Source organism: Fibrobacter sp. UWB5 (genome assembly GCF_002210295.1).
Classification (GTDB): Bacteria; Fibrobacterota; Fibrobacteria; order Fibrobacterales; family Fibrobacteraceae; genus Fibrobacter.
Map to the genome: position 1 here is coordinate 204,457 of NZ_MWQH01000003.1, position 23,941 is coordinate 228,397.

Here is a 23,941-nt window from a genome sequence, read left to right on the forward strand (position 1 = left end):
TATAATTGCCTTATACAATTTGATTTGCTATGAAAAAGTTTAAGATAAAACGTTGGATGCCTTTAAGCCCGGCCATTATCGTGGTTGCGGTGGCGGTAGTTATTCTTGTTGTTGTTTACGCCTTGATCGCTCGCGAAACCTATTTTAAGCAAGTCGAAGAATCGATTGTGCAAGATACGCAGCGAATGTCTTCGGAATTGACCGAAAAGTTGAAATACGCAAAAAGTAGCATCAAACTGGTGTCTTATTCCGTGTCCACGAAAATGGATGGCCCGGAACTTCGCCGCCCGGAATCGGTATTCCTGTCGATGATGGACGAGGTTCCCTTTTCAAGGATTGAATATATTCGTAAAGACGGCCTGAAGCTTTCTTATGACGAAGAACCGGTTGATGTTTCTGAAAGTGATTTTTTCCGTCAAGGAATCATGGGCAGGTCTGGCGTTTGGATCGATTACAAGGCCAAAACTTTCAGTGAATCTAAAATCAACGTATTTACCCCTCTCTATTACGATCATTCCGTGATTGGCGTGATTTCTGGAATCTTGGGTGGCAAAAAGGACCTTTTGCCCTTGCTCAAGAATACGTTGAATGGGGAATCTACGGTGGTGCTTGTATGCGATGGTGAATTGAATATCATCACGTCAAACATTGTCGAAAACGATTACGGAAAATCTTTTGAAATGCGGGCCCAGGATTTCTTCCCGGCGGACATCTTCGACATGTTCAAGAAGAATGCCGTTATGAAGGAACCGAAAGCATTTAGGTTTACAACGGAATACGGCACATCGATTGCATGCGTTATGCCGGCAAACGAACTGGGGTGGTTCGTGGTACAAATGGTGCCGTACCATGTGCTGACGGGTGTAACCAAGGTAATCGTTCTAAAGTCATTCTTTGCCCTCTTCTTTGTACTGCTCTTCTTTATCATCTATATCCATTCGGTTTACCGAACCAACCGTCGCCTGCGTAGCGAATTGGAAGGCAAACACCTGAACGTCATCAATGCCCTTACGGATTCTTATGGTAGCGCCTTCGTTATTGATTCCATGACCGGTCAGAGCGAAAGCTATTGCATTGACGAGAATGTGTCGCGCTACATGCAAGACGCCTTTGACAAGTCTCCGCATTACGATCAGCTGATGTCGCTGTATGTGAACCGCATGGTGCTGCTCGAAGATCGTCCGCTTTTTGATCGCGTTATCAACTTGGAACGCCTGAATCGCGAATTCCTGAAGCATAACCGCTTTGAATTCATTTACCGCATTTCCAGAGGCGGAGTTATCCATTACATGCAGGTCCATTATGTCAAGCCTTCCAAGGATCGCCCTGAATTTGTCATGGGCATCAAGCTTGTCGATGAATCCATGAATGCGGAACTTGAAAAACGCAAGGAACTGAACGAACAGCGTGTGGCGCTTGTGAAGGCGCTTGACCGTGCGCAGCGTGCAGATAAGGCTAAATCGAACTTCCTGTTCAATATTAGCCATGATATTCGAACTCCGATGAATGCGATTCTTGGCTACGGGGTTCTCACTCAAAAGTATTTGTTGAATCTGAATCTGCCCGAATCTCAAGCCTCGATGCTGAATTACTATATGAGGGGCATTCAGTCGGCGGGCTCGCTTTTGCTCGATATGATCAATTCGGTCTTGAACCTTACGACAATCGAATCGGGCTACGAAAAACTTGAAGAACACCCGGTATTGACCGCTACGCTAAGCGAAGACCTGATAATGACTTTTGAACAGACTGCTAGGCAAAAGAGTGTCATGCTGCAGGTTTCTCGCAATATCAAGTCCCGCTGCGTGTATGTGGATAAGGTCAAGTTCCACCAGATTCTCTTGAATATCGTGAGCAACGCCATCAAGTACACTCGCGCGGGAGGACTTGTCCGTATTTCGCTACGCGACTTGCCGCACGAAACTCCGGGAATGTGCTACATCGAAATGATTGTCGAAGATACGGGCGTGGGCATTTCGGAAGAATTCCTGCCGAAGGTGTTTGAACTTTTTGAACGCGAACAGACGGCGCTTACCCGCGGAATCGATGGCACTGGCCTTGGACTGAGTATCGTGAAGAAACTGGTTGACTTGATGCGCGGAACGGTAAAGATTACAAGCCGAGTGGGCGAGGGAACCCGCGTAGTGGTGGTCACTCCGCACCAGATTGCCGAGGACCAGGTCGAAGAAGTTTCTGTCGAGGAATCGCCGTTTAAGAAATCCCTTGCCGGAAAACGAGTTCTCGTGGCCGATGACGATCCGCAAACGATTGAAATTGTTTCGAGCATGCTTGAAACTGCCAATGCCGATGTCGTTAGCGTCAATACCGGCAACGATTGCTATCGAAAAATTGATATGTCTCCGGCCGGTTCGTTCGACGTCGTGCTGATGGATGTGAAAATGCCTAAGGGCGACGGCCTTGAAACGACGGCGCGAATCCGTAAGATGGAAGATCGCCGCAAGTCGAAATTGCCAATTATCGCCTTGTCGGCAAGCGCCTTTGAAGAAGAAAAAAGGGCCGCTTTTGATGCCGGCGTAAATGGACACGTGACAAAACCGATTGATTTTGCGGAATTGTTCGCGTTGATTATGCGGTTATTGAAGTAGTGGATAAGCCTTTTAATAAATTTGTTGCATGAAATTTCGCCTGACACAAGAAACCTTGAATCGACTGAAACGCTTTCGTAAAAATAAGCGTGCGTTTTGGTCGTTGATCGTGCTTGTGGTGGCGTACCTGTTGTCGCTCACGAGCCCCTGGACCGTTAATGACGAACCGCTCCTGATGCGCTACCAGGGAAAGACTTATTTTCCGGCATTTGTCCGCTATAGTGAAGCGGACTTTGGCGGAGAATACCAGACCGAGGCCGATTACAGCAAGCTGTTTGCGGCGGTGCGCGAATGTGAAGAAGATGCGGCTGAAGGCTTTACGCGTGCTGGTGGCTGCCCCGAAATTTGGGCGATTATGCCTCCGATTGCCCATGACCCCTTGAAGGCGGACTTGAGCGAAGACGGAACGCCTCCGTTTGCGCCGAGTGCGAGGCATTGGCTCGGAACCGACAGCAATGGCCGCGACGTGTTGGCCCGCTTGATTCATGGATTCCGCATTTGCATTAGCTTCAGTTTGCTCTTGACGGTGCTGGGAACTTTCTTGGGCATTGTGATTGGCGGTATTCAAGGCTATCTCGGCAAGTTCTGGGATACGGGCATGCAGCGTTTCATTGAAATTTGGTCGTCGCTCCCGATGCTTTACGTGGTGATTCTGATCGGTAGCATTTACGGCCGCAGTTTCTGGCTTTTGATTTTGATTATGGCCGCGTTCAACTGGATTTCGCTCAGCTATTACATGCGTGCGGAATTCTTGAAACTGCGAGGCATGACTTATGTGCAGTCGGCCAAGGTCCTGGGCATGGGCCACCGCCATATTTTCTTCAAAGAGATTCTGCCGAATGCCATGACGCCTGTGGTCACGCTATTCCCGTTCACGCTGATTGGCGGAATCGGAAGCTTGACATCGCTAGACTTTTTGGGCTTTGGCCTGCAACCGCCTACACCTAGTTGGGGCGAACTCATGAGCCAGGGCCTGAATAACCTTTATGCGCCGTGGATTTCTGTCAGCACGGTGGCCGCTTTGTTCGTTACGCTCCTTTTGACTACGTTTGTAGGCGAAGGCGTGCGAGATGCAATGGATCCGAAGTCGGGAGATCGATATGTCTGACGCAATTGGTAGCCCGGTTTTGCAGGTTCAGAATCTCTCGGTCGCTTTCGGATTTGACAAGAACGGCAAGCCCCGCGAAGGAATTACTCCGCTGCAGGTAACGGACAAGGTCTCGTTCGAAATCAATCAGGGGGAATTCTTTGCGCTGGTGGGCGAGTCCGGCTGCGGAAAGAGCGTGACGGCCATGAGTATTTTGCGCTTGCTGCCGCAACCGAGTGCACAAATTGTCGAAGGTTCGGTGCTGTATCGCGCCGGCGAAAATGCATCGCTGGTGGATCTCGCTAAATTGCCGCTGGCCGAATTGCAAAAGATTCGTGGTTCCGAAATTGCATGCATTTTCCAGGAACCCATGCAGGCGTTGAATCCGGTGGTGACGATCAAGAAGCAACTGCTCGAAGTCTTCAAGTTCTGTGGCATCAAGGGCGATAGCCTTGCCACCATTCGCGAAATGCTGACACTTGCTGGCTTCAAGGATATAGACCGCGTTCTGGATTCTTACCCCCATGAACTTTCGGGCGGCATGTTGCAGCGCGTGTGTATTGTGATGGCTCTGCTTTCTAAACCCAAGCTCATTATCGCCGACGAACCGACGACAGCCTTGGATGTCACGGTGCAGGCGCAGGTGCTAGCGGTGCTCAAGGATATGGCAAACCGCACAGGGACTGCAGTGCTCTTGATTACGCATAATATGGGAATCGTATCGCAGTATGCAGACCGTGTGGCCGTGATGTATGCGGGCCGTATTGTAGAAACGGGTGCTGTTCGCGACGTGATTGATTCTCCGATGCACCCGTACACGCAGGGCTTGCTGGCGGCCATTCCCGAGAACCACAGCGACATGCGTACCATGAAGTCGATTCCGGGGTCCGTGCCGCATCCCCGTGATTTTGCGAAGGGTTGTCGCTTTGCGGACCGCTGCGAAAAATGCGCCGAACAATGCCGCAGCGAAGTTGTTCCGCCAAAACAAAAAGCTCCGGATTCATTGAACCACGAAGCGAATTGTTTTATGCTTTAGTTGTCACACGGATTCGATTTTGCTAACGCAAAATCTGTTTAAATAGAAATATATTAGTCAGTTACATATCGGTCTTTCTTGCATTTTGTATTTGTCAGTTTGCAAGTAGATTCGCCTTCTAAATTTAGTGAGCGTAATTTCGTGAAATTTTGAACATCATTTTTTATTGATGTTGAGTCAATTGCTGAGCCATCTAAACGATTTTGGTACATCAGATAACAATATGGGTCTTGTTTGCATTCGTTATAGGAATCTGTTACAAAGGATAGAATGCTTTCTTGGTTGCTAAATGAAGCGAACGTAATTTGATCGTCTGCACTTAATTTAAAAACAGCATGATGCTGGTTCTCTTCGGCTTGAGTTTCTGTAAGCAGGGTGTCTTTCAAGGTAAAAGAGGTCCAATATGTTTCTTCAAGCCTTTTCATAAAACTAGATAACTTCCAATCATCTTTTGTTGCCGTATGTAGAAAGGGTCCGCTAAAGATAATGCTGTCGTTGTCTGTGTAGAGAACACCATTTTTTACGTGTATGGCTGACTCACATTCGAATGTGTAATCGCAGCTGGTGACTTCGTTATTATCATTCCCTGTTGATGCAGGATTTTTTGCATCTGAACTACTGTCATCGGAACAGGCTGTAATGAATAGAATTCCTAATAAACTGAAGATTATTTTATTCATTTTATTTTCTCCCTGAGCCTAATTATGACTTACTTGAATTCCTTGCACCACTTAGGCACAATGTCCGTGGCCTTGCCTTCCACGAAAACATCGGTGTAAGGATCGCTTGTCGGAACTTCCAGATTCAGGCAAGTCACCTTGGCGCCAAAGCTCTTGGCAAAACTCTTGAAACCGGCGGCGGGGTAGACCACGCTACTCGTGCCGATATACACGAATTCCTTGCAATGCCTTAAGGCGTCCTGGATATCTTCCATGTAAAGCGGCTGCTCGCCAAAGAACACGATGTCCGGACGGCTCATGCCGCCGCAGAACGGGCAACGCGTATCCAGCGTTTCTTCGCCTTCGAAAATGAATTCGTGCTTCGGATTCTTTTCGCAGGTAAGGCGCATCAAGTCTCCGTGCATGTGCAGCACACGCTTGGAACCGGCGCGTTCATGCAGGTTGTCCACGTTCTGCGTCACAAGCAAAAAGTCGTCGCCCAAGCGTTCTTCGAGTTCTGCAAGCGCAAAGTGAGCTGCGTTGGGTTCGTGTTCCTTGAGTCCCTTGCGCAAGAAGTTGTAGAAATCCTTTACGCGTTTCTTATCGCGGTAGTAGCCTTCGGGCGTGCACACGTCGTCAATGTTTTCGTGTTCCCACATGCCGTCGTTGCCGCGGAAGGTGCGCAGTCCCGATTCCGCACTGATGCCGGCACCTGTTAAAACGACCAGTCTTGGAAATTTGGTAGAACTCATTAGCAGATTCCTCCAAAGAAAAGGGTTTCGGCGACAATGCCGTGTTCAAAGTCAGGCAGGTAAAGGCTTTCATTTTCGCCGTGGGCGTTGCATTCGGGGTCTTCAAGGCCCGTCAGCAAAATAGGAATGTCTCCGAATGTGTTGCGGAACAGTTCTGCACCTGGAATGCTTGCGCCGCAACCGATAAACTTGGTTTCGGCGTTGTAGGCGGTGGCCATGGATTCGCTCATTTTCTTGAAGAACGGGTGAGCGGTATCGGTCACGAAGGGGTTGGCTCCATCTTCGGTAATAATGCTGCATTGCAGTCCGTAAGGCACTTGTGACTGCAAGAATTCGACCAACTGCTGGGTCGCCACATCGGCGTCCATGCCGGGAGCGAGTCGAATGCCAATGCGTGCGTAAGCGCTGTTCTGCAGAACGTTTCCGGCGTTTGTGCGGCTGCCGATTTCCATCGCGGTCACCACAATGGAGGGCCTGCGCCACAGCGACAAGAGAATTTCGTCTTCAGGGACTTTGAGCTTCACGCTTTCCAGAATGCCGCCGTCGTTTCTGAAAATCTTTTCGGTCATGCCGAGGCTCTTGTAAGAGGCGAGTTCAGCCTCGGTCGGGGGCACCAGGGTGTCTTCAAAGTTCGGAATCAATATATTGCCCTTGCCGTCGGTAAGGCTTGCAATCATGCGGCAAAGCACCTGGCCGGGGTCAGGAATCGGGCCCGACCAGCTTCCGGAATGGAGCGGAGCCTTGGTCGCCTTGAGTTCCACATTCACTGCACTCATGCCGCGGAGCGTCGTCGTAATCGAGGGCGTGCCTTTGGCAAAGTTTCCGAGGTCTGCTACAATCACGGCATCGCACTTTAAAAGTTCGGCGTTCTTCTTCAAGATGACTTCAAATCCGGCACTTCCGGATTCTTCTTCGCCTTCAATCAAAAACTTGAGGTTCGGACCGTCATTCTTTTTCCAGGCGCGCACTTGCTCGAGGGCGGCCAGGTGGGTCACGATGCCCGCTTTGTCGTCGGCCGTGCCGCGGCCATAGAGTCGGTCGCCCTGGTGGCTCGCTTCAAAAGGCTTGGTGTTCCAGAGAGCTTCGCGCATGGGGGGCTGCACGTCGTGGTGGGCGTACAAAAGCACGGTTGGCTTGTCGGGGCTGGTCAAGCTTTCTCCATAGACCGAGGGGCGTCCGCTCGGCGGCAACAGAAATTGCACGTTGGTAAGCCCGGCATCCAAGAAAAGTTGCTTCACGGCTTCTGCGGATTCCAGCACGTATTTCTGGTCAAAATTGTCAAAACTGATGGAGGGAATACTCACCAGATCGCTTAAGGTCTTGATGTATTCCGGCATTTTCGTATGGATTGCCAAGACAATAGAATCGATCGTTTTCTGTTCCATTTTTAGCCCTCTTTCGCTTAAACAAAATAGAAAACGAATCCCAAAATGGTCGCCCAAGGGTGATATTTTCTATTTTTTTGATATAAGTTTCGGCAAAAGGAATTCCCATGTCTTTCAACTGCGTGAATCACGAATATTACCTGAACTTTGGCGACCGCGTTTTGGCGCTCATTCGCCGCATTTTTCACAAATATCCCGAATTCCGCCACGATTCTTTGAAACATGTGGCTAGGTTTGCGCCGTATATCCCGTTCATGGGCGGGCGTCCGGACTTGAGCAAGACTCTCAAGCGCGTCATTACCTTCCCGGACCATAGCAATTCCCTGTACCTTGGTTGCCCCATTATTTTGGCTGCTGGTGCCAACAAGACAGCCAAGCGCATTTGCGACTATGCCAACATGGGCTTTGGCGGCATTTCCGTGGGAACTGCCACCCGCAAGTTCCGTGAAGGCAACACGCACCGCCCGCGTATTGGTTTTCTGGAAAATGACCGTGCTATTCATAACAGCATGGGCCTGAACAACGAAGGCGTCGAAGTCATTGCCCGCCGTGCCGACGAACAGTTGACCAAGGCTCACAAGGTGGGGCTTTGCGTGGGTGTGTCCGTGGCAGAAACCCCAGGTCTTACCGATGACGAAGAAAAGCTGAAGGACTTGCTCGAAAGTTTTGCCATCGCCTACAAGGCGGGCGACTTTATCGAAATCAATTTGAGCTGCCCCAATACTGGTGAATCCCGCGTAGATATGGATTTGTCGTTGACCGAACGCATTTTCGGCGAAATCATGAAATACCGCAATGCCCAGGCGATTCGCAAGGCCGTGTATGCTAAGATTAGCCCCGACCTGTCGGAACGTCACTTGGTGAACGTGATGGACATGATTGTGCGTACGGGCGTAAACGGTGTGGTGGTAGGCAATACTTACCCGACCAAAAAGATGAGCGAACTCCCGGTGGAATCCAAGCTCGAAAACTTGACTCCGCTTCGTGCCGACGGTGACTGTGGCGGCATGTCGGGTAGACCGCTCTACGAAAACATGATGTGGAACGTGACCTACATCCGTAAGCATTACCCCCAGATTAGCGTGATTGCCTGCGGCGGTATTGACCACGGGTTCAAGATTTTTGACCTCATCAAGCTTGGTGTTGATGCGGTGGAATGCTACTCGGTGGTGGCTTTCCGCTGGATGGCCGCGCATGCCATGCGTAAGGAACTCGAAGCCGCCCTGTTTGAAACGGGGTTCAAGACTCTTTCGGACTACGACGACCACAACCCCAAGCAAACGAAAGCTGTTTAAATGAAATTCTCCAGAATTATTCCTTTTGTCCTTCTTGCGAGCGGGATCTCTTTTGCGGTTCCCTGGCTCGGCGTTACTTTTAAAAAGTCCACTTTTGAAAATCACCTCGCCTTGAACGTTATCGGCGTGCATCCCGAATCGGGCTGCTTTTCGGCGGGCATGGTTGCGGGCGACCAGATTGTTGGCGTCGAAGGTCAAACGCTTACTGGCATGGCGCAGATCCAGTCTGCGGTCAATGGCCATAAGGCGGGACAAAAGGTCAAAATCGAAATCGTGCGCGAGGGTAAAAAGAAAACGCTGACGGTTGCTCTCACCGAACGCCCCGATGACATCAGCAGTCTCACGGGTTCCGCCATTGGCAGTAAAATTGCCAAGTTCGGTGAAAACTTTTACAAGAATGGCGAAAAGCGCAAGGAAAAACCGAAGGCCACCTTGCTCGACTTCTGGGCCACCTGGTGCGGACCTTGCCGCAAGACGCTTCCGGTGCTCGCAAACATCTATAAAAAGTACAGCGACAAGGGTGTCGAAGTCATTGGAATTGCAGACGAGTCTGTGGACGTGCTGAATGATTTCTATGCGCACCAGCATGCGTCGCCGTATCCGCTTTACCGTGACGCTAAAAAAGAAATGTGGATGCGCTATGGCATCCACGCAGTTCCGACACTGATGTTACTCGATAAAGACGGTTACATCAAGCGGGTCTGGAGCGGCGCTCCGACCGAATACATGATTGAACAAATCCTGAAGGATGTTCTGGATTAATTATTCAATAGCCGCTTTTTTCTGAGAAGCGAAGATATCTTCGTATTCTTCTTTGCTGATGCGGGCGTAACCCGTGGTAATGCCGCCAAATTCGTAGTAAGCGGAGTCGCCCTTGACGCTCATGCAGTAAGGCATGTCAAGTGTATTCTTGCCGCAGAGCTTGCCTTCTTGGATGGTGGCGGAGAGATCGCCGTTCACGTTACGAATCGTGAAGTCCTGGTTGTTTTCACTCAAGACTTCAAAAATCATATTTGCTTCGCCTTTCCAGCAACCGGTATAGTTGGCGTTGTCGCCGCAGCCGAAAAGGAACATCGAGGAAATAAGGGAGGCGGAAATAAGAATAACTTTCTTCATGCCCTTAAAATAGTATTTTTGAATGCGTTAAAATGCAATTTTTTGTTAAACATTTGTATTTGTTGGCGCCTGTGCTCGCTATTGCTGCCTTATTTGGCGTTTACAGGCTCATTAAGGCGAACGACCGCCCCATTCCGCATTACGAGCCCAAGCAGGTCGAAGATACCTGGTCTGCCGAAGAATACATGCGCCATTTGAATCTGAAACCTTTCAACCAGCGCGAAGTTCACCGATTGTTACTCAAGCGTACCCGCCAAAAAGAAGGCGTGTACCTTGAAAGCCTGCTCCCCGTGATGGATACCGCGGGGCTTGAAATCATTCGCTGCTATCATAAGGTCATGGGCGACGATTATGTGCCCGTGATTACAAGCGGTAACGATTATCCGTACCACAAGAAAAATTCAAGGCATTACAAGAATGCGGCCATGGATTTCCGCATTGTCGATATGCACATGAACAAACGTCGCGAAGTTGTAGAAATGGCCCAAGATAAACTCGGGCCGCGATTCAAGGTGCTCTGGGAAAAAGGTGAAATGGAGCACCTGCATGTCGAAATGACTGAGGTCGAATAGATTACTTACAGCACCTGAACCCTACGTTCGGGTACTGGTTCTGCGGATAGAAACTGAATTTGTTGTCGGTGCACTTGCTTTCGTTGTTGGTGTTCCATGCACCACCAGCGACTAAGTACATGTTCGGGTGATCCTTGCTCGTCGTCGAAGTCCATTCCCAAAGGTTTCCGTTCATGTCGTACATGCCGTACCAGCTGCGGCACTGTTCCTTACGGCCACTGCGCTTGGCTGCCTTCGTGTTGGTGTTGCACTTGTTCTGCTTGTAGCTGTCGCCGTAGCTGTAGCGAGTGTTGTCCTTGCTCTTGCAAGCGGCTTGCCATTCGGCGAGGCTGCAAAGGTGCTTGCCTTCTTGCTGGCAAAGGCTTGCGGCCTGTTCCTGGCTTACCATGTCGCGGGGGAGCTCGTCAGCCTTGTTCGGGTATTCGTATGCGTCTACGCAAACGGTCTTGCCGCCGAGCGGTACGGGGTAGGCGTTCTTGCCGCAAATGTTGTCGCTAGCCATATCATACTTGGCTTCTTCCCAGGCTGAGCGGTTGCCCACGGAGTCTTCGGCATAGAAGAATACGGAACCAGTCTTGTTATATTCAATGGCCTTGCCTGCTTCTTGAGCGTGGAGCGTGTCGCCAATAGAGAGGAATGTCTTACACTTGATTTCTTCGCACTTGACCTTGAGCTTAATCGGGTCGTAGTAACGGCCTGCAGGCGGTGCGATTTCGGCGACGGGCGGCACCTGGTCGGCAGCACGGATACTGTCTTGAATGCGCTTCTTTTCGAGCGAATCGGCCCTTGCCTTTTCGATAGCCGCCAACGAATCGGCGATGCGCTGCAGGCTGTCGGCGCGAGCCTTGTCGATAGCGGCGAGGCTATCCTTGATGTGGTTCAGACTATCGCGCACGTGGCGAATGCTATCGCGGTTCACGTTGTTCTGGAGTGCAGCCAAAGAGTCTGCTATGCGCAGGCTGTCGGCGATGCGGGAACTGTCGGCACTGAGCTTTGCCAACGAATCGGCCATACGGATGCTGTCGGCATGAGCCTGTTCCAAAGCACGCAGACTGTCGAGCGTCTGGCGGCGTTGCATTTCAAGTGCAGTTTCCTGCTCCTTGGCAAGCGCTTCTTGCTTGATCTGGTCCAAGTGGCACTGCACAATAAAAAGGGTCACCAACAAGAGGAACATCAACACGAGAATGGCGATGTTCTTTTTCTTGCGCTTATTCTTCAACTGATCTTCGTTTTCGTTTGCCATAAAATCTAGCCTGCTTTTTCTTCGGCGGTTTCGGACTTTGCCGATTCGCGGACGTCGTTAAAGAGTTCGCCCCAGTGGCGAATGATTTCTTGTTTCAATTCTTGAACGCTAATGTTTCTGCGCAACGTGTTACGGTAGGCGATAGAGATGTAGCCCGTTTCTTCGGACACCACGATCACGAGGGCGTCGCATTCGGCGGCCAAAGCCTTAGCAGCGCGGTGGCGCATGCCGTAGCCCGCTTCTTTTTCGGCGTTACCCGTGGGCATGGGCAAGATACAGCCGGCGGCAATAATGCGCTTGGTGTTCATGATGACTGCGCCATCGTGCAAAGCGGAATTCGGGAAGAAGAGGGCACGTAAAAGTCTAGAGCTGATTCGGGCGTCCAAGATTTCACCGGTGTCGGCGTAGTTACGCAGGCCCACGCGCTTTTCAAGCACAATCAGCGCACCGGTGTGTGTCTTTGCCAGGTCTTGGCAGGCGCTTGCGATGGTCTTGGTGATTTCGTCGAGACCGCTGGAATGGAAAAACAGGTTGTGAAAATCGAGCTTACTGGCGGCCTGACCGATACGGGTGAGGGCGCTTCGAATTTCGGGCTGGAAAAGAATCACGAGTGCGATAATACCGAGGGTCGCAAGGTTACTGATAAGCCATACGACGGTGTGGAGTTCCCACCACTGCGCAATAATCCAGGCGAGAATCAAAAGCAATCCACCGAAAATCATCTGGGCGGCGCGGGTTCCGCGGAACAGCAAGAAGATGTAGTAGATGATAATCGAAATCAGGAGCACGTCCAGAATATCTGCTGGACGCACATCGATAATCCCGAATAGCTTAAACAGAATCATTTCTTAACGCCTCCAAATACAACAAGGATTCCTTGGCCTCTTTCACGTCATGCACGCGAATGCAGCTGGCGCCACCGAGTACGGCAACGATTCCTGCCGTAACGGTCGGAATCAGGCGGTCGCTTGTTTCGAGACCGGGCATTTTACCAATATAGGACTTGCGCGAGGTTCCGATGAGAACGGGGTAGCCGTCTTTCAGGAATTCTTCGGTGGATTTCATCAAATCGATGTTGTCCTGCGCGGTTTTTCCGAATCCAATACCCGGGTCAATGCAAATCTTTTCGCGCTCGACGCCGAGGTCCAAAAGCTTTTTCACCTGCGCCAAGAGTTCTTCGCGGACTTCCTGCACCACGTTCGTGTACGGCTTGAAGTCCTGCTGCATGGTACCGAAGTTTCCGCGAATGTGGTTCAGCACGACGGCTGCCTTGGTGTCTGCGACGGTCTGGAGCATGTTCGGGTCCATGGCGCAGGCGCTAATGTCGTTGATGATGTGGGCCCCGAGCTTCATGGTTTCTTCGGCGACCTTGGCTTTGACCGTATCGACTGAGATATAGAATTCGCGTTCTTTGGCGAGCTTGGCCAGACGTTCTACCACGGGGCATACGCGGTCCAGTTCTTCTTGCAGGCTGACAGGCGCGCTTCCCGGGCGGCTGCTTTCACCACCGATGTCTAGAATTTCGGCGCCCTGGTCCAGGAGCATCAAGGCGTGTTCGTAGGCGGCGTCAGGCTTGTTGTGCTTGCCGCCGTCAAAAAAACTGTCCGGAGTCACATTCACAATACCCATAATCAGCGGAGTCTTGCAAGGCAGAACCTTGTTGCCGATTTTCCAAGGGAGAGAGCGACTATGATCCAGAACTTCTTTGAACATTACGAGTTTTCCTGTTTCGGTTCTTCGGAGGACTTTAGCGTTTCGGTATGGGCATCGCCATCATTTGCCGGAGTGGTTCCGGCAGCGGGTGCGGGCTTGATTTCGGCTACGGGTGCATCAGTGACCGGTGCTACCGGCGGTTGCTTGCCCGGGTCAGGCGGCGGCGTATTTTCGCGCTTCTTCTTTTCTTCCATTTCTTCGAGCGCCTTGTACTGGCGGCTCTTCTTGGTGCCGGTCAGTTTTTCGCCGGCCATCACGCGGTCAATTTCTTCGCGGTCGAGCACTTCGAATTCAAACAGCGCTTCGGCGAGGTCGATGAGTTTGTCCTTGTTCTCTTCGATGAGTTTCTTGGCGGCCTGGTCCAGACGCTTGATGAGGTTGTTCACCGCGTTGTCGATCTTTTCGGCCATCATTTCGGACATTTCTTTCGGCTTGCTAATTTCGCGGCCGAGGAACACTTCGCCGTCGGTGCGGCTGTAGCATACCGGTCCGATTTCGTCGTCGAAGCCCCATTCCGTCACCATCTTGCGGGCAAGCTCCGTGGCGCGCTGGATGTCGTTGCTGGCACCCGTGCTCTGGTGGTTGAAGAAGATGAGTTCGGCGAGGCGGCCGGACATCATGATCATGATGCGTTCTTCGGCGTATTCGCGGCTGTAGCTTACTTGGTCGCGTTCGGGCAGACTCATGGTCACGCCGAGGGCGCGGCCGCGCGGGATAATCGTAATCTTGTGGAGCGGGTCAGAATGCTTGCACAAGAGCGTCATCAAGGCGTGGCCTGCTTCGTGGTAAGCGGTGTGGCGCTTTTCTTCGTCGGTCATCAGGAGCGTGCGGCGCTCGGCACCCATGCTGAGCTTGTCGCGGGCTTCTTCAAAGTCAAGCATCGTGACTTTCTTGTTGTTGAAGCGAGCGGCCAAGAGGGCGGCTTCGTTCACCAAGTTTTCGAGGTCTGCACCTGCAAGACCAGGAGTCCCCTTTGCAACGGCCTTCACGTCCACGTCGTCGGCCAGGGGAACCTTACGCTTTTTCAGGTGAACCTTCAAGATTTCTTCGCGGCCCTTTAGGTCGGGGAGTCCCACCACAATCTGGCGGTCAAAGCGGCCGGGGCGCAGCAATGCCTTGTCGAGTACGTCGGGGCGGTTGGTTGCGGCAATCAAAATCACGCCTTCGTTGGCGGTAAAGCCGTCCATTTCCACCAGCAACTGGTTCAAAGTCTGTTCGCGTTCGTCGTGACCGCCACCGAGACCAGCACCACGCTGGCGACCTACGGCGTCAATTTCGTCGATGAAGAGAATGCACGGGGCGTTCTTCTTGCCTGTTTCAAAGAGGTCGCGTACGCGGCTAGCACCCACGCCCACGAACATTTCCACAAAGTCGGAACCGGACATGCTAAAGAACGGAACTCCTGCTTCGCCTGCAACAGCGCGGGCGAGGAGCGTCTTACCGGTACCCGGAGGGCCAACGAGCAATGCACCCTTCGGAATACGTCCGCCGAGGGCATCGAATTTTTTCGGGTCCTTCAGGAATTCCACGAGTTCCTGCAAATCTTGCTTGGCTTCGTCGCAGCCGGCCACATCGTTAAAGGTGGTCTTCTGCTTACCGTTCAACTGTTTTGCCTGGCTCTTGCCAAAGCTGAATGGACCCTTGCCGCCGCCACCCATCTGGCGGTTCATCATCAGGTAGAAGAATACAATTAGGAGAATCGCTGGCAAGAAAGCGACAATCGTGTCGAGCCAGGTGCTGGATTCGTGAATGACCTTGACCTTGACGCCCTTGAACATTTCCCAGGCGGTAATCTGGTCGTTGCTGACTTCCAGCATGTGGCTGCGGAAGGCTTTCGTATTGCCGTTGTCGGCCGATTTGGTGAAACGGGCGAGCGCGCTCTGGCTCTTTTTCGCTTCAGCCTTTTCTTCGGCACTCATTTCGCGTTTACCTTCGATAATCACGCCATCGGGGGTCTTCTGGAGCGAAAGTTCGGTAATGACCTTGGTGGAGTCGCCCATCATGGCCAAAAATTCGGTGCGCGTAATGTCATTTTCGCCGTCTTTCCCTGCAAGCGGGAACATGACGAACAACAAAAGAATCATCACTAACAAAATGATAAAGTTCTTGCTACGGTAGGGAGGGGTCGGTTTAGGTTGACTCATAAATTCCTTTTATACGTTCACTTGCAAGATACAAATTTTAGGGCTGCCTCGACGCTTTCAAATTCGCAAATCAAGACGGTAGAGCCCTTTTTGACGATAGAACGCTTGCGGTAAGCGGCGCGTACGGGAATTTTAACATGGGCGGGCTCTGTTTGGCTGTACAAGAAGCCAATCGGAAAGCGGAATCCCTGTTCCGAAAGCCATAAACGAAACATTTCGGAAAGGTCTGTACTTTCGTGAGCGAGCAGAACCTTGCGAAGTTTTTTCTTGTCCAATGCGATTCCTGCCCACATGTCATGCTGACGAAGGTCAGCATCAGCATTTCCTGCCTTCAAAACAGGCGCGAAAAGCGACTCGCCTGCATTCATCACTTTCGCATACGCCTTATCCGCCAACAGGGCAATTCTGCATAATTGCGTCGCTGCGCCGGGGCTTTCTTTTTCTAGCTGCGGGAGAAATTCGTGTCGCACCTTGTTTCGTGCAAATTTTACGTCGGAATTGCTCTCGTCTTCGCACCACTCAAGATTGTTTTCGCGAGCATACGTAAGAAGTTCCGCCCGAGTCGTGTTTAGCAGAGGGCGGTAAATGTTGTCTCGTACTTCCTGAATCCCCTTGAGTCCCGCAAGCGTTGTTCCTCGGCGGAGTCGCATGTACATCGTTTCCGCTTGGTCGCCTGCATGATGCGCTGTCACGATGGCGTCGCAGTTTTCGGCGGCTTCTTGTAGCGCCTTGTACCTTGCATCTCTCGCGTTTTCTTCGAGCGAACCTTCGGCGTTTTTTAGCGCTTCGCCGTTCAAGCGTTTCAAGAAAAATGGTATGTTGTACTTGCGGGCGAATGCTTCGACAAATGTGGCGTCGCGGTCGGCTGTTCCTTCGCGCAGTCCGTGATGCACATGCGCAATTCCCAGCCATTCAATCCCGAGCGCTTCGCGATTCTTGATGAAATAATGCGCCAGGCAAATAGAATCTAGACCGCCCGAAACCGCAAGCAACAGGCGCTTGAACCCATGACGTCGAATTCTATCTGCGATGGAATCTTTCAAAAGAAACCTTAAACCCTTTACTGCCTAAAGATAATAATTTATATTTGCCCCTCAAGGAGGCCACTATGGCTAAACATAACAGTAAGGCGGCTGGCAAATTGGCCGAAACCGCCAAGGAGAGCGTGATGTTGCGCATGCTGCGCATTGACGGCTCCCAGAATGGAGCCACACTGCGGACTAGAATCGTCCGCGACAAGACGAAGTACACCAGAACCCTTAAACACAAAAAATCCCTCGCCGATGCGGGGGATTTCCCTTTTATACAGGCCGCAGCAGGTTATTTGCCCGTTGCAATCTTGCCGTAAAATTCCTTGACGTCTTCCCAGCGGTAATACGGGACGTCGGGACAGTTCTTTATGGTTGCTGAATCGCATGTCACAGGCAGTTTTTGCTCGATTTCGTTGAGCATCACCTTCACAAGAATCGGGGCGCCCTTCTTGCTTGACTTGTAGAATACGAGCTGTACGTTGGCGGCCATCGGACTGATTTCGTAGTCGCGCCAGATTTTGTGCAGGTTTTCCATGTCGGCGGTTTCGATGCCGGTGTTCTGCGTGCCGTTTTCTAGTTGTAAAAGTACTGCAAACGGGAAAATGACGGTGTCGTGGCCGAAGCGGAGCGTCGCGGTGGTCTTTTTCGCGGGCTTCTTACCTGCGGTTTTGTCTGTTTTGGCTGTGTCGGCGGCAATCACCTTGTCGGCTTCGTCCAAAACGTTTTTCAGGAGCGGACGTGCGTTTTCGAGCCCCTGCTTTTTGGCGAAGGGATTGTTGCCGAGAACGCTATACCACCAGGCATTTTGTGCGTGCCAGCGAGCGGTGAATTCTTCGTCGGTCCACAAATCGTCAAAGTTGAATTCGATTTCGGGGCTGCCTTGCAGGCTGTTTCCGATTTCGTAAATCTTGCTTAAAAGATCGCCTCCGTCTACATTCTTCTTGATGTAGTTGGAATCGTTGAAAAGGGCGCGCATCATGCGTGTCGGATTCACATGGCTGTATAGCTTTTCGTTTTCCTTTTGCCAGGCAGGCGTGTTCGATTCGTTGATAATTTTGCCGAAATCAAGCGGGCTGATGAAACTCATCAGGTACTTGCCCGATTCCTGGTGAATCTCGACCTTGGGCTTTAGCGCGTGCAGTTCTTCGAGGAATGCTGCCATGCTCACGACGCAGCGCACGCTAGTGCTGGCGTAGGCTTCAACGTAGGCGTCGTTCTTGAACACTTCCGGGAAGTTCTTGACCATGCGTTTTGCGATACCCTGGTGCTGGGCCACGCCGAGCTGGGTCAAATCGCCTGCGCGCGGGGCGGCGTATTCGTCTAAGTACTTGGCGCGTTCAAGCAGGCTTTTGCCCAAATCGGTGAGCTTGCCTAAAGAATCGGCCTTGGCTAGCGTGTTGTACAGAGCATGGTAATGGTCGGCAGGCTGGTGAAAACGGCTGCCGTGTCTGCCGTAATGGCTCAGATAAAACGGCTTGTAGCCGGCGGGAGCCTTGGTGTACTTGGCGGTCGGAGTGGGGTAGGCGTAGTAGTTGCTACCCATCTGGTGACGGTCCTGGGCAAATCCTGAAATTGCTACCGCGAACAATAACGCAAGAATTTTTTTCATTTTATTCTCCCGCATCCCACATTACACATTGCTCATTGCGGCGGAGCCGCTCACTTTTCACATTTCTTAAAAAAGCAGCTGCGAGCGCCCGTGTGGCAAGCCACTTGCGGGCCCTGCATGCGGACCTTGAAAAGCAAGGCATCGCTGTCGCAGTCGGCGGCCCATTCCACGACGGTCATCACGTTTCCGCTGGTGTCGCCCTTGTGCCAGTATTCCTTGCGGCTACGGCTCCAGAACACCATTTCGCCACAATCGTGGGTGCGGCGGAGTGCTTCTTCGTTCATCCAGGCCATCATCAGAACGTCGCCCTTGTCGGCATCTTGAACGATTACCGGCGCAAGTGCAACACCGTCCACAACGACTTCGAACTTTACTTCTTTAATCAAATCTTCGAACTTCATGATTAACCTCTCACCTGACCGTTGCCGCGGAGAATCCACTTGTAGCTGCAGAGGCTTTCCACGCCCATAGGGCCGCGGGCATGCAACTTGTCGGTGGAAATGCCCACTTCGGCACCGAGGCCATATTCGCCACCGTCGGCAAAGCGGGTGCTGGCGTTCACCATCACGCTGCTGCTGTCCACGTTCGCGACAAAGTAGTCCTGAACGGCGGTGTCTTCGGCAACCACGGCTTCAGTGTGGCGGCTGCTGTTCTTTTCGATGTGGTCGCAGGCTTCGGCAACGTTATCGACGAACTTGACGCTTGCCTTGAGGGCCAAGTATTCGTGGTGGTAATTGCTGTCATCGCCAATATCCTTGATACGGCTGTCATGGCTCTGGGCGTCCTTGTTGCCAAAGAGTTCCACGCCACGATCGGCGAGGCAATCAATCAATTTCTTCGTTGTGGCTTCGTCGATATGGCGGTCGATAATCACGCATTCCATGGCGTTGCACACACCCGTGCGCTGCGTCTTGGCGTTAATCAAGATGTTAACTGCCTTGTCCATATCGGCAGACTTGTCCACGTACACGTGGCAAATGCCGTTGAAATGCTTAATCACGGGAATCTTGCTCTGTTCAACGACCGCGCGAATCAGGCGCTCGCCACCGCGGGGAATCACGAGGTCGAGGCAGTCATTGCGCTGCAAAAGCATACCGACCAGGTCGTGGCTCGTTTCGGTCACGAGCTGCACGGCGTCTTGATCGATGCCTGCTTCGGCCAATGCTTCATGGAAAATCCCGGCGAGGCACTTGGCAGAATTCAGAGATTCCTTACCGCCTCGCAAAATCACGGCATTGCCTGCCTTAAAGCAGAGGCATGCGCCATCGATTGTTACGTTCGGACGGCTTTCAAAAATAAAGAATACGGAACCGATAGGTACGGCCACGCGGCTAATCTTGATGCCGTTCTTCAGTTCGCGGCTTTCGAGAACCTTGTTCAGCGGATCTGCGAAGGATGCGATTTCTTCGGCACCCTTGGCCATGGCCTCGATGCGGGCGTCGTTCAATGTCAGACGGTCCATCTTCGAGTCGTCGAGCTTTCCGGCGGCGGCTTCAAGGTCAATCTTGTTTGCTGCAAGGATTTCTGGCTTACGCTCGCGCAAAATCTGGGCAACGCGGTTCAGCACGGCGCTACGCTTTTCACCCGGCAGGGTACGGAGCGTCTTGCTTGCCTTCTGGGCATTTCTGGCCAAAAGGTCGGAGTATTCTTCCAAGTTGGAATATTTCAAATTGGAGCAAGTCATAAGCCGTTTTTATCCTTTTTTGAGCATTTATCGTGATTGTTTCAATTGTTTTACATTGTAAAACTTGATTTTCATCACATTGGAGTATAAGTTAGTGTCGTACAGGTTTGTTTTTACCCGCGACGAGGGTTTATAGTCGCAAGGTATCGGACTTGGGTGTTTAGACTCGGTGCAATCCTTCTCTCTCGGGGAAGCACCGAGTCTTTTTTTGTTCGAATCTTTTACAGCAAGTTCACGATCGTCGCAAACAGCTTGTCGGCGAGCACGTTCGTTTCCAGACCTTCGAATACGTTGAACTGGTTGAACATGATCTTGCCGTTACCGAACGGGTAGAGCTGCAAGTCCGAACCGGTCTTGACTTCGCCGTCCTTCAAAGTGACGGAGCGTGCGAACACCTTGGCGCCCGGCAGTTCGTTCAGCGAGAGGCTCGGCATCACGGCTGCAGCATTGCTGTCGAGAACAGAGGCTTCGCCGAATACCGGTGCAAGTTCGGAACCCTTGGGCAGGTAGTGCAAGCTGAGTTCGTTTGCACCCGTGCTCCAGTGAGATTCGATATTGCAGTCGAACTGGTGGCTCTGGTTCAGGTAGTCGATATCTTCCTGCGTGAGGTCCGAGAGCAAAAGCGTCTTGCCGCCGTTCTTCACCACGTCAACGAGCTTGTCCAGGATTTCGTCGGGCCAAGAGCTCAGGTTGGCGGTAAAGATCACCTGTTCCGGACCAGTGAGAGCGGCCAGTGCGTCGCTGGATTCTTCGCTGTTGTCCAGGAAGCAGACCTTCTTCATGGCGCTCTTCACATCGGCTTCGGCGATCACGATCAAGTCTTCTTCGGTCGTGTGGATCTTGTTGCCGTCGTTGATGAGAGTCATCTGCAACTTGTAGCTGCCTTCGGCACGCGGAGCCATCATGGTGCAAATGCCCATTTGCGTAAGGCTCGTCTTGCCGGCCGGTTCTTCAGGGGAAATCTTGTCGGTGGCGAGTTCCTTGCCCTTGTCGTCCACCAGCTTGACTTCCACAGACACGTCTTCGTAACGGCTGTTGTTCAGGAGCGTCACCTGGAAGCTGATTTCGCTCTGCGGGGCGACCACGTGTTCCAGTTCGCTGATCAAGGCGCGGCTCGGAGTCGTGATTTCCTTCGAGAAATCTTCGAAACCCTTGCTGACGCGGTTTTCGTCGCACAGACCGTCAAATTCGGTGCCGCAGTCGGCCCACTGGTCCAGGAAGAAACCGGCAATCTGCGGGTTGCTCTGGAGGGCGGTAATCTGGTCGAGCTTGCTCTTGATGGCGATGCGGTTGGCGTCGGCCACAAAGCTCTTGTAGTCCTTCCAAATGGACATGTCGCTTTCCACGAAGGTTTCGATTGCCTTGATGGCGTTCTTGATGGCCTTCTGGTTCTTGGAACTGCGCGGTCCCTTGATGTTGGTGGCCGTTTCCGGGAGGAGCGTGTGGTTCTTGAGCGTCACCAGCATCTTGTTGTTGATGTCGCTGACTACGTTTTCTTCTTCGTCCTGGAAGTGGCTGTCGCCAAGGCCTGTATCCGGCACGGAAATTTCTTCGGCGTCACGGTCAAAACTGTGAGCCAAGAAATGCGTATAGGCGGCATTCGGCGTCATGCGCGGGTTCATGCGGAGCGTGGCGTAAGGCGAAATCTTGTCGACCGTAACCGGCAAGAGTTTGCCAGTATCCTTGCGGAAGATTCCTTCGTTGTCGATGTAAATACTGTTCAGGTTGCTAATGACCGGGCGGGTCATGTCGACCGGGCTAATAGCGTTCAAGAGCTTGTTACCGTTCTGCAACAGGAGCGTGCCGTTTTCGGCGCCCATGACCCATGCACCGATGCAGGGGTGGTGGTGCTGTTCGGCCACGATGTCGTTGATCAGTTTCTTGACGATTTCAAGACCCTGGGCGGTAGACCTCATGGTGTGGATCGGGAATTCCTGGAACACGATCAAGCCGAGCTTGTCGCAGATGTCGAGAGCCTGCGTAGAGAGAGGTGCGCCGCAGCTACGAATAGCATTGTAACCGGCTGCCTTCACGGCCTGCAGGTCCTTTTCGAGCTTCGGGTTGTCGAACGTCCAGAGACCACCTTCGCTCCACTGCTGGTTGTAGGTAATGCCCTGGATCTTCAAAATCTGGTCGTTCAGGTAGTAGTCGCCCTTGAGACAGTCAAACTTGCGGAAACCGAAGGTGCGCACCACGGGGAATGCGTATTCGGCGCGCTTGATTTCCTTGCCGTCTTTTTCCTTGCTGGCCTTGATTTCCATCTGGAATTCAATGGCGTAGACGTTGGGGTGTTCGGGGCTCCACTGGAACTTGTGGCGCTGCTGTTCCTTGACTTCGAAAACAAAACGCTGGGTCATGTTTTCCTTGTCGAGCTTCAGGTTGTTCACGAACTGCTCGTAAACGTCGCCGTCGGGGTTGCGCATGAGCACGCGAAGCCTGGTCTGGAAGCCGCGGGGGTTGTTGAAGCTGATTTCGCAGGCGATGCGCTGGGTATCGGCATCGGGTTCGAGCTTCACGTCAGAAATAAAGGCTGCAGTGCCCAAAATCAGGTCCACATGGCCAAAGATACCGCCGAACGGGTACTGGGTCCAGGGGAGGCCGACCGGGAGTTCGCCCGGGTGGACAAAGCGGTCATCGGCACCGTCGGCGCTTTCGCGGCCAAAGTCGATGCGGCTGTTGAGGGCGCCCATGTTGGCGACACGCACGCAGAGTACGTTTTCTTCGCCGAGCTTCAAAGCCTTCTGGAGTTCAATAATAAAGGGGGTGTAGGCGCCGAAATGGGTGCCCAGGAGCTTGCCGTTCAGCCAGACCGTGGCATGGCTTGCAATGCGTTCAAAACGCAAGAAAATGCGCTTTGCGACCTGTTTTTCGTCGTCGATGGTAAAACGCTTGAAATAGAACGCACAGTCGTGCGACATCAGGAGCTTGTCAAAAGCCCTTTCCCAAATGTGGGGAACTTGCACTTCCTGGGTGTCTTTGGGGTAAGTAGCGTACCAACGATTAGAAATACCGGCATCTTCGGTGTCCCAAATCATCTGCCAGTCGCCATCAAGGCTCAAAATCTTGCTCATTCGAGGTTCCTTTATGAAATTTTGAGGTGAAATTTAGAAAAAAATGGGGCTTTGTCTTTACATTTTTCCAAATTTTGCTACATTTGGGGTCCCAATAGCAACCAAAAAAGGATTACAAAAATGTATTCTATTGTTGAAACAGGTGGTTTCCAGTATAAAGTTGAGCTGGGCAAGGCTTACAAGGTCCCCACGCTCGATGCCGCTGTTGGTTCCGAACTGGAGCTCAAGTCCGTTCTTCTTTTCGCAGGAAAAGAAGTGCAAATCGGCACCCCTGTCCTGAACGACGCCTCCGTGAAGGTCGAAGTGCTTGCTCACGGCAAGTATGACACCGTCATCGTTTACAAGAAGAAGCGCCGTACCCGTTACGAACGTCGTAACGGTCATCGTCAGGGCTATACCGAGGTGCTGGTTACGGAACTTCGCTCCGGCGCAGAATCCGCAAAGGTCGACTCCAAGGTTATCGATCGCAACCGCGCTCGCGTGGCTGCCCTCGCCAAGCAGAAGGTACAGTCTGTGCCTCTGACTCGCAAGGAAAAGATTGCCCAGGGTCTCCCGAAGCCCGCCAAGGTTAAGAAGAACTCTCTGCGTAAGGCTAAGGAGGTATAATCCATGGCTCATAAGAAAGGTCAAGGTTCAGTACGTAACGGCCGCGACAGTAACGCCAAGTACCTTGGTGTTAAGAAGTATGCGGGCGAAGTCGTCAAGGCTGGCAACATCATCGTTCGTCAGCGCGGTTCTCACTTCCACAAGGGCACCAACGTGGGTATGGGCAGAGACTTCACTCTGTTCTCTCTCGTCGATGGCAAGGTGAAGTTCGAACGCCTCGATGCAAAGCGTCAGAAAGTTTCTGTCTATCCGGAAGAAAACTAATCGGTTTTGAATCGTTTAGAGCCGACGGTACCACAAGTGCCGTCGGTTTTTTTTATTGTATTTTGCTA

The 23,941-nt window shown here is 52.0% G+C and carries 22 protein-coding genes; 9 read left to right on the forward strand and 13 right to left on the reverse strand.

Going from position 1 to position 23,941, the window contains the following annotated elements; all coding sequences use genetic code 11:
- The first annotated feature begins 29 nt into the window (after positions 1-29).
- The 3 genes from B7989_RS07010 to B7989_RS07020 are packed head-to-tail and all read left to right on the forward strand — an operon-like array spanning position 30 to position 4,729.
- Complete coding sequence (locus B7989_RS07010; RefSeq protein ID WP_088627827.1) at positions 30-2,606, forward strand: ATP-binding protein; 2,577 nt, start codon at positions 30-32, stop codon at positions 2,604-2,606.
- A 28-nt stretch (positions 2,607-2,634) separates the two neighbouring features.
- The gene (locus B7989_RS07015; RefSeq protein WP_088627828.1) at positions 2,635-3,714 is read left to right on the forward strand and encodes an ABC transporter permease; all 1,080 of its coding nucleotides are present in this window, start codon (positions 2,635-2,637) and stop codon (positions 3,712-3,714) included.
- Complete coding sequence (locus tag B7989_RS07020; RefSeq protein ID WP_233144292.1) at positions 3,707-4,729, forward strand: ABC transporter ATP-binding protein; 1,023 nt, start codon at positions 3,707-3,709, stop codon at positions 4,727-4,729. The genes B7989_RS07015 and B7989_RS07020 overlap by 8 nt, the downstream gene beginning before the upstream one ends.
- 53 nt (positions 4,730-4,782) lie before the next feature.
- Here the strand turns inward: B7989_RS07020 and B7989_RS07025 are convergent, their stop codons facing one another.
- Genes B7989_RS07025 through B7989_RS07035 form a run of 3 tightly spaced genes read right to left on the reverse strand, consistent with a single transcriptional unit; the run spans position 4,783 to position 7,525 of the window.
- The gene (locus B7989_RS07025) at positions 4,783-5,409 is read right to left on the reverse strand and encodes a hypothetical protein (protein WP_088627830.1); all 627 of its coding nucleotides are present in this window, start codon (positions 5,407-5,409) and stop codon (positions 4,783-4,785) included.
- Between the two features lie 29 nt (positions 5,410-5,438).
- On the reverse strand, positions 5,439-6,140 hold the full coding sequence (locus tag B7989_RS07030; protein ID WP_088627831.1) for an NAD-dependent deacylase: 702 nt from the start codon (positions 6,138-6,140) through the stop codon (positions 5,439-5,441).
- Positions 6,140-7,525, reverse strand: a complete 1,386-nt coding sequence (locus tag B7989_RS07035; RefSeq protein ID WP_088627832.1) for a M20/M25/M40 family metallo-hydrolase — start codon at positions 7,523-7,525, stop codon at positions 6,140-6,142. The genes B7989_RS07030 and B7989_RS07035 overlap by 1 nt, the downstream gene beginning before the upstream one ends.
- A gap of 107 nt (positions 7,526-7,632) precedes the next feature.
- Here B7989_RS07035 and B7989_RS07040 point away from each other — a divergent pair, with 107 nt between their 5' ends.
- Positions 7,633-8,820: a dihydroorotate oxidase gene (locus B7989_RS07040; protein WP_088627833.1), complete on the forward strand. Its 1,188-nt coding sequence runs from the start codon at positions 7,633-7,635 to the stop codon at positions 8,818-8,820.
- On the forward strand, positions 8,821-9,582 hold the full coding sequence (locus B7989_RS07045; RefSeq protein WP_088627834.1) for a thioredoxin-like domain-containing protein: 762 nt from the start codon (positions 8,821-8,823) through the stop codon (positions 9,580-9,582). It abuts the gene before it with no gap.
- On the opposite strand, the gene B7989_RS07050 is transcribed toward B7989_RS07045, so the two are convergent.
- A complete protein-coding gene (locus B7989_RS07050; protein WP_073322509.1) occupies positions 9,583-9,936 on the reverse strand; it encodes a hypothetical protein in 354 nt (117 codons plus the stop codon).
- 71 nt (positions 9,937-10,007) lie between these two features.
- Between B7989_RS07050 and B7989_RS07055 the strand changes: the two genes are divergently transcribed.
- Entirely contained in the window at positions 10,008-10,508 is a 501-nt protein-coding gene (locus B7989_RS07055) for a hypothetical protein (RefSeq protein WP_144264989.1), read from the forward strand.
- Between the two features lies 1 nt (position 10,509).
- Here the strand turns inward: B7989_RS07055 and B7989_RS07060 are convergent, their stop codons facing one another.
- From B7989_RS07060 to tilS, 5 genes are read right to left on the reverse strand one after another with little or no spacing between them, the layout of a single operon-like run.
- Complete coding sequence (locus tag B7989_RS07060) at positions 10,510-11,751, reverse strand: SUMF1/EgtB/PvdO family nonheme iron enzyme (protein WP_088627836.1); 1,242 nt, start codon at positions 11,749-11,751, stop codon at positions 10,510-10,512.
- 5 nt (positions 11,752-11,756) lie between these two features.
- Positions 11,757-12,596 carry a diadenylate cyclase CdaA gene (gene cdaA, locus B7989_RS07065; RefSeq protein ID WP_088627837.1) on the reverse strand — a complete coding sequence of 280 codons (840 nt, stop codon included), beginning with the start codon at positions 12,594-12,596 and terminating at the stop codon, positions 11,757-11,759.
- Positions 12,583-13,464 (reverse strand): dihydropteroate synthase, encoded by an 882-nt coding sequence (gene folP / locus B7989_RS07070; protein ID WP_088627838.1) that lies wholly within the window; start codon positions 13,462-13,464, stop codon positions 12,583-12,585. The genes cdaA and folP overlap by 14 nt, the downstream gene beginning before the upstream one ends.
- Positions 13,464-15,608: an ATP-dependent zinc metalloprotease FtsH gene (gene ftsH / locus B7989_RS07075; RefSeq protein WP_198959545.1), complete on the reverse strand. Its 2,145-nt coding sequence runs from the start codon at positions 15,606-15,608 to the stop codon at positions 13,464-13,466. The genes folP and ftsH overlap by 1 nt, the downstream gene beginning before the upstream one ends.
- A 17-nt stretch (positions 15,609-15,625) precedes the next feature.
- Complete coding sequence (tilS, locus tag B7989_RS07080) at positions 15,626-16,651, reverse strand: tRNA lysidine(34) synthetase TilS (protein WP_088627840.1); 1,026 nt, start codon at positions 16,649-16,651, stop codon at positions 15,626-15,628.
- Positions 16,652-16,716: 65 nt separating this feature from the next.
- Here tilS and B7989_RS07085 point away from each other — a divergent pair, with 65 nt between their 5' ends.
- On the forward strand, positions 16,717-16,956 hold the full coding sequence (locus B7989_RS07085) for a hypothetical protein (RefSeq protein WP_088627841.1): 240 nt from the start codon (positions 16,717-16,719) through the stop codon (positions 16,954-16,956).
- Here the strand turns inward: B7989_RS07085 and B7989_RS07090 are convergent.
- The 4 genes from B7989_RS07090 to B7989_RS07105 all read right to left on the reverse strand — a co-directional run bounded on the left by B7989_RS07090 (position 16,929) and on the right by B7989_RS07105 (position 23,003).
- Positions 16,929-18,248 carry a histidine-type phosphatase gene (locus tag B7989_RS07090; RefSeq protein WP_088627842.1) on the reverse strand — a complete coding sequence of 440 codons (1,320 nt, stop codon included), beginning with the start codon at positions 18,246-18,248 and terminating at the stop codon, positions 16,929-16,931. The genes B7989_RS07085 and B7989_RS07090 overlap by 28 nt on opposite strands.
- A 50-nt stretch (positions 18,249-18,298) precedes the next feature.
- Entirely contained in the window at positions 18,299-18,649 is a 351-nt protein-coding gene (gene hisI / locus B7989_RS07095; protein ID WP_088627843.1) for a phosphoribosyl-AMP cyclohydrolase, read from the reverse strand.
- 2 nt (positions 18,650-18,651) lie between these two features.
- Positions 18,652-19,932 (reverse strand): glutamate-5-semialdehyde dehydrogenase, encoded by a 1,281-nt coding sequence (locus B7989_RS07100; protein ID WP_088627844.1) that lies wholly within the window; start codon positions 19,930-19,932, stop codon positions 18,652-18,654.
- A 221-nt stretch (positions 19,933-20,153) separates the two neighbouring features.
- Complete coding sequence (locus tag B7989_RS07105) at positions 20,154-23,003, reverse strand: glycoside hydrolase family 2 protein (protein ID WP_088627845.1); 2,850 nt, start codon at positions 23,001-23,003, stop codon at positions 20,154-20,156.
- A 120-nt stretch (positions 23,004-23,123) separates the two neighbouring features.
- On the opposite strand from B7989_RS07105, the gene rplU reads away from it, so the two are divergent.
- Together rplU and rpmA are read left to right on the forward strand one after the other, a co-directional pair.
- Positions 23,124-23,609 (forward strand): 50S ribosomal protein L21, encoded by a 486-nt coding sequence (gene rplU / locus B7989_RS07110; protein ID WP_088627846.1) that lies wholly within the window; start codon positions 23,124-23,126, stop codon positions 23,607-23,609.
- A gap of 3 nt (positions 23,610-23,612) precedes the next feature.
- A complete protein-coding gene (rpmA, locus tag B7989_RS07115; RefSeq protein ID WP_072801233.1) occupies positions 23,613-23,873 on the forward strand; it encodes a 50S ribosomal protein L27 in 261 nt (86 codons plus the stop codon).
- Positions 23,874-23,941 lie beyond the last annotated feature (68 nt).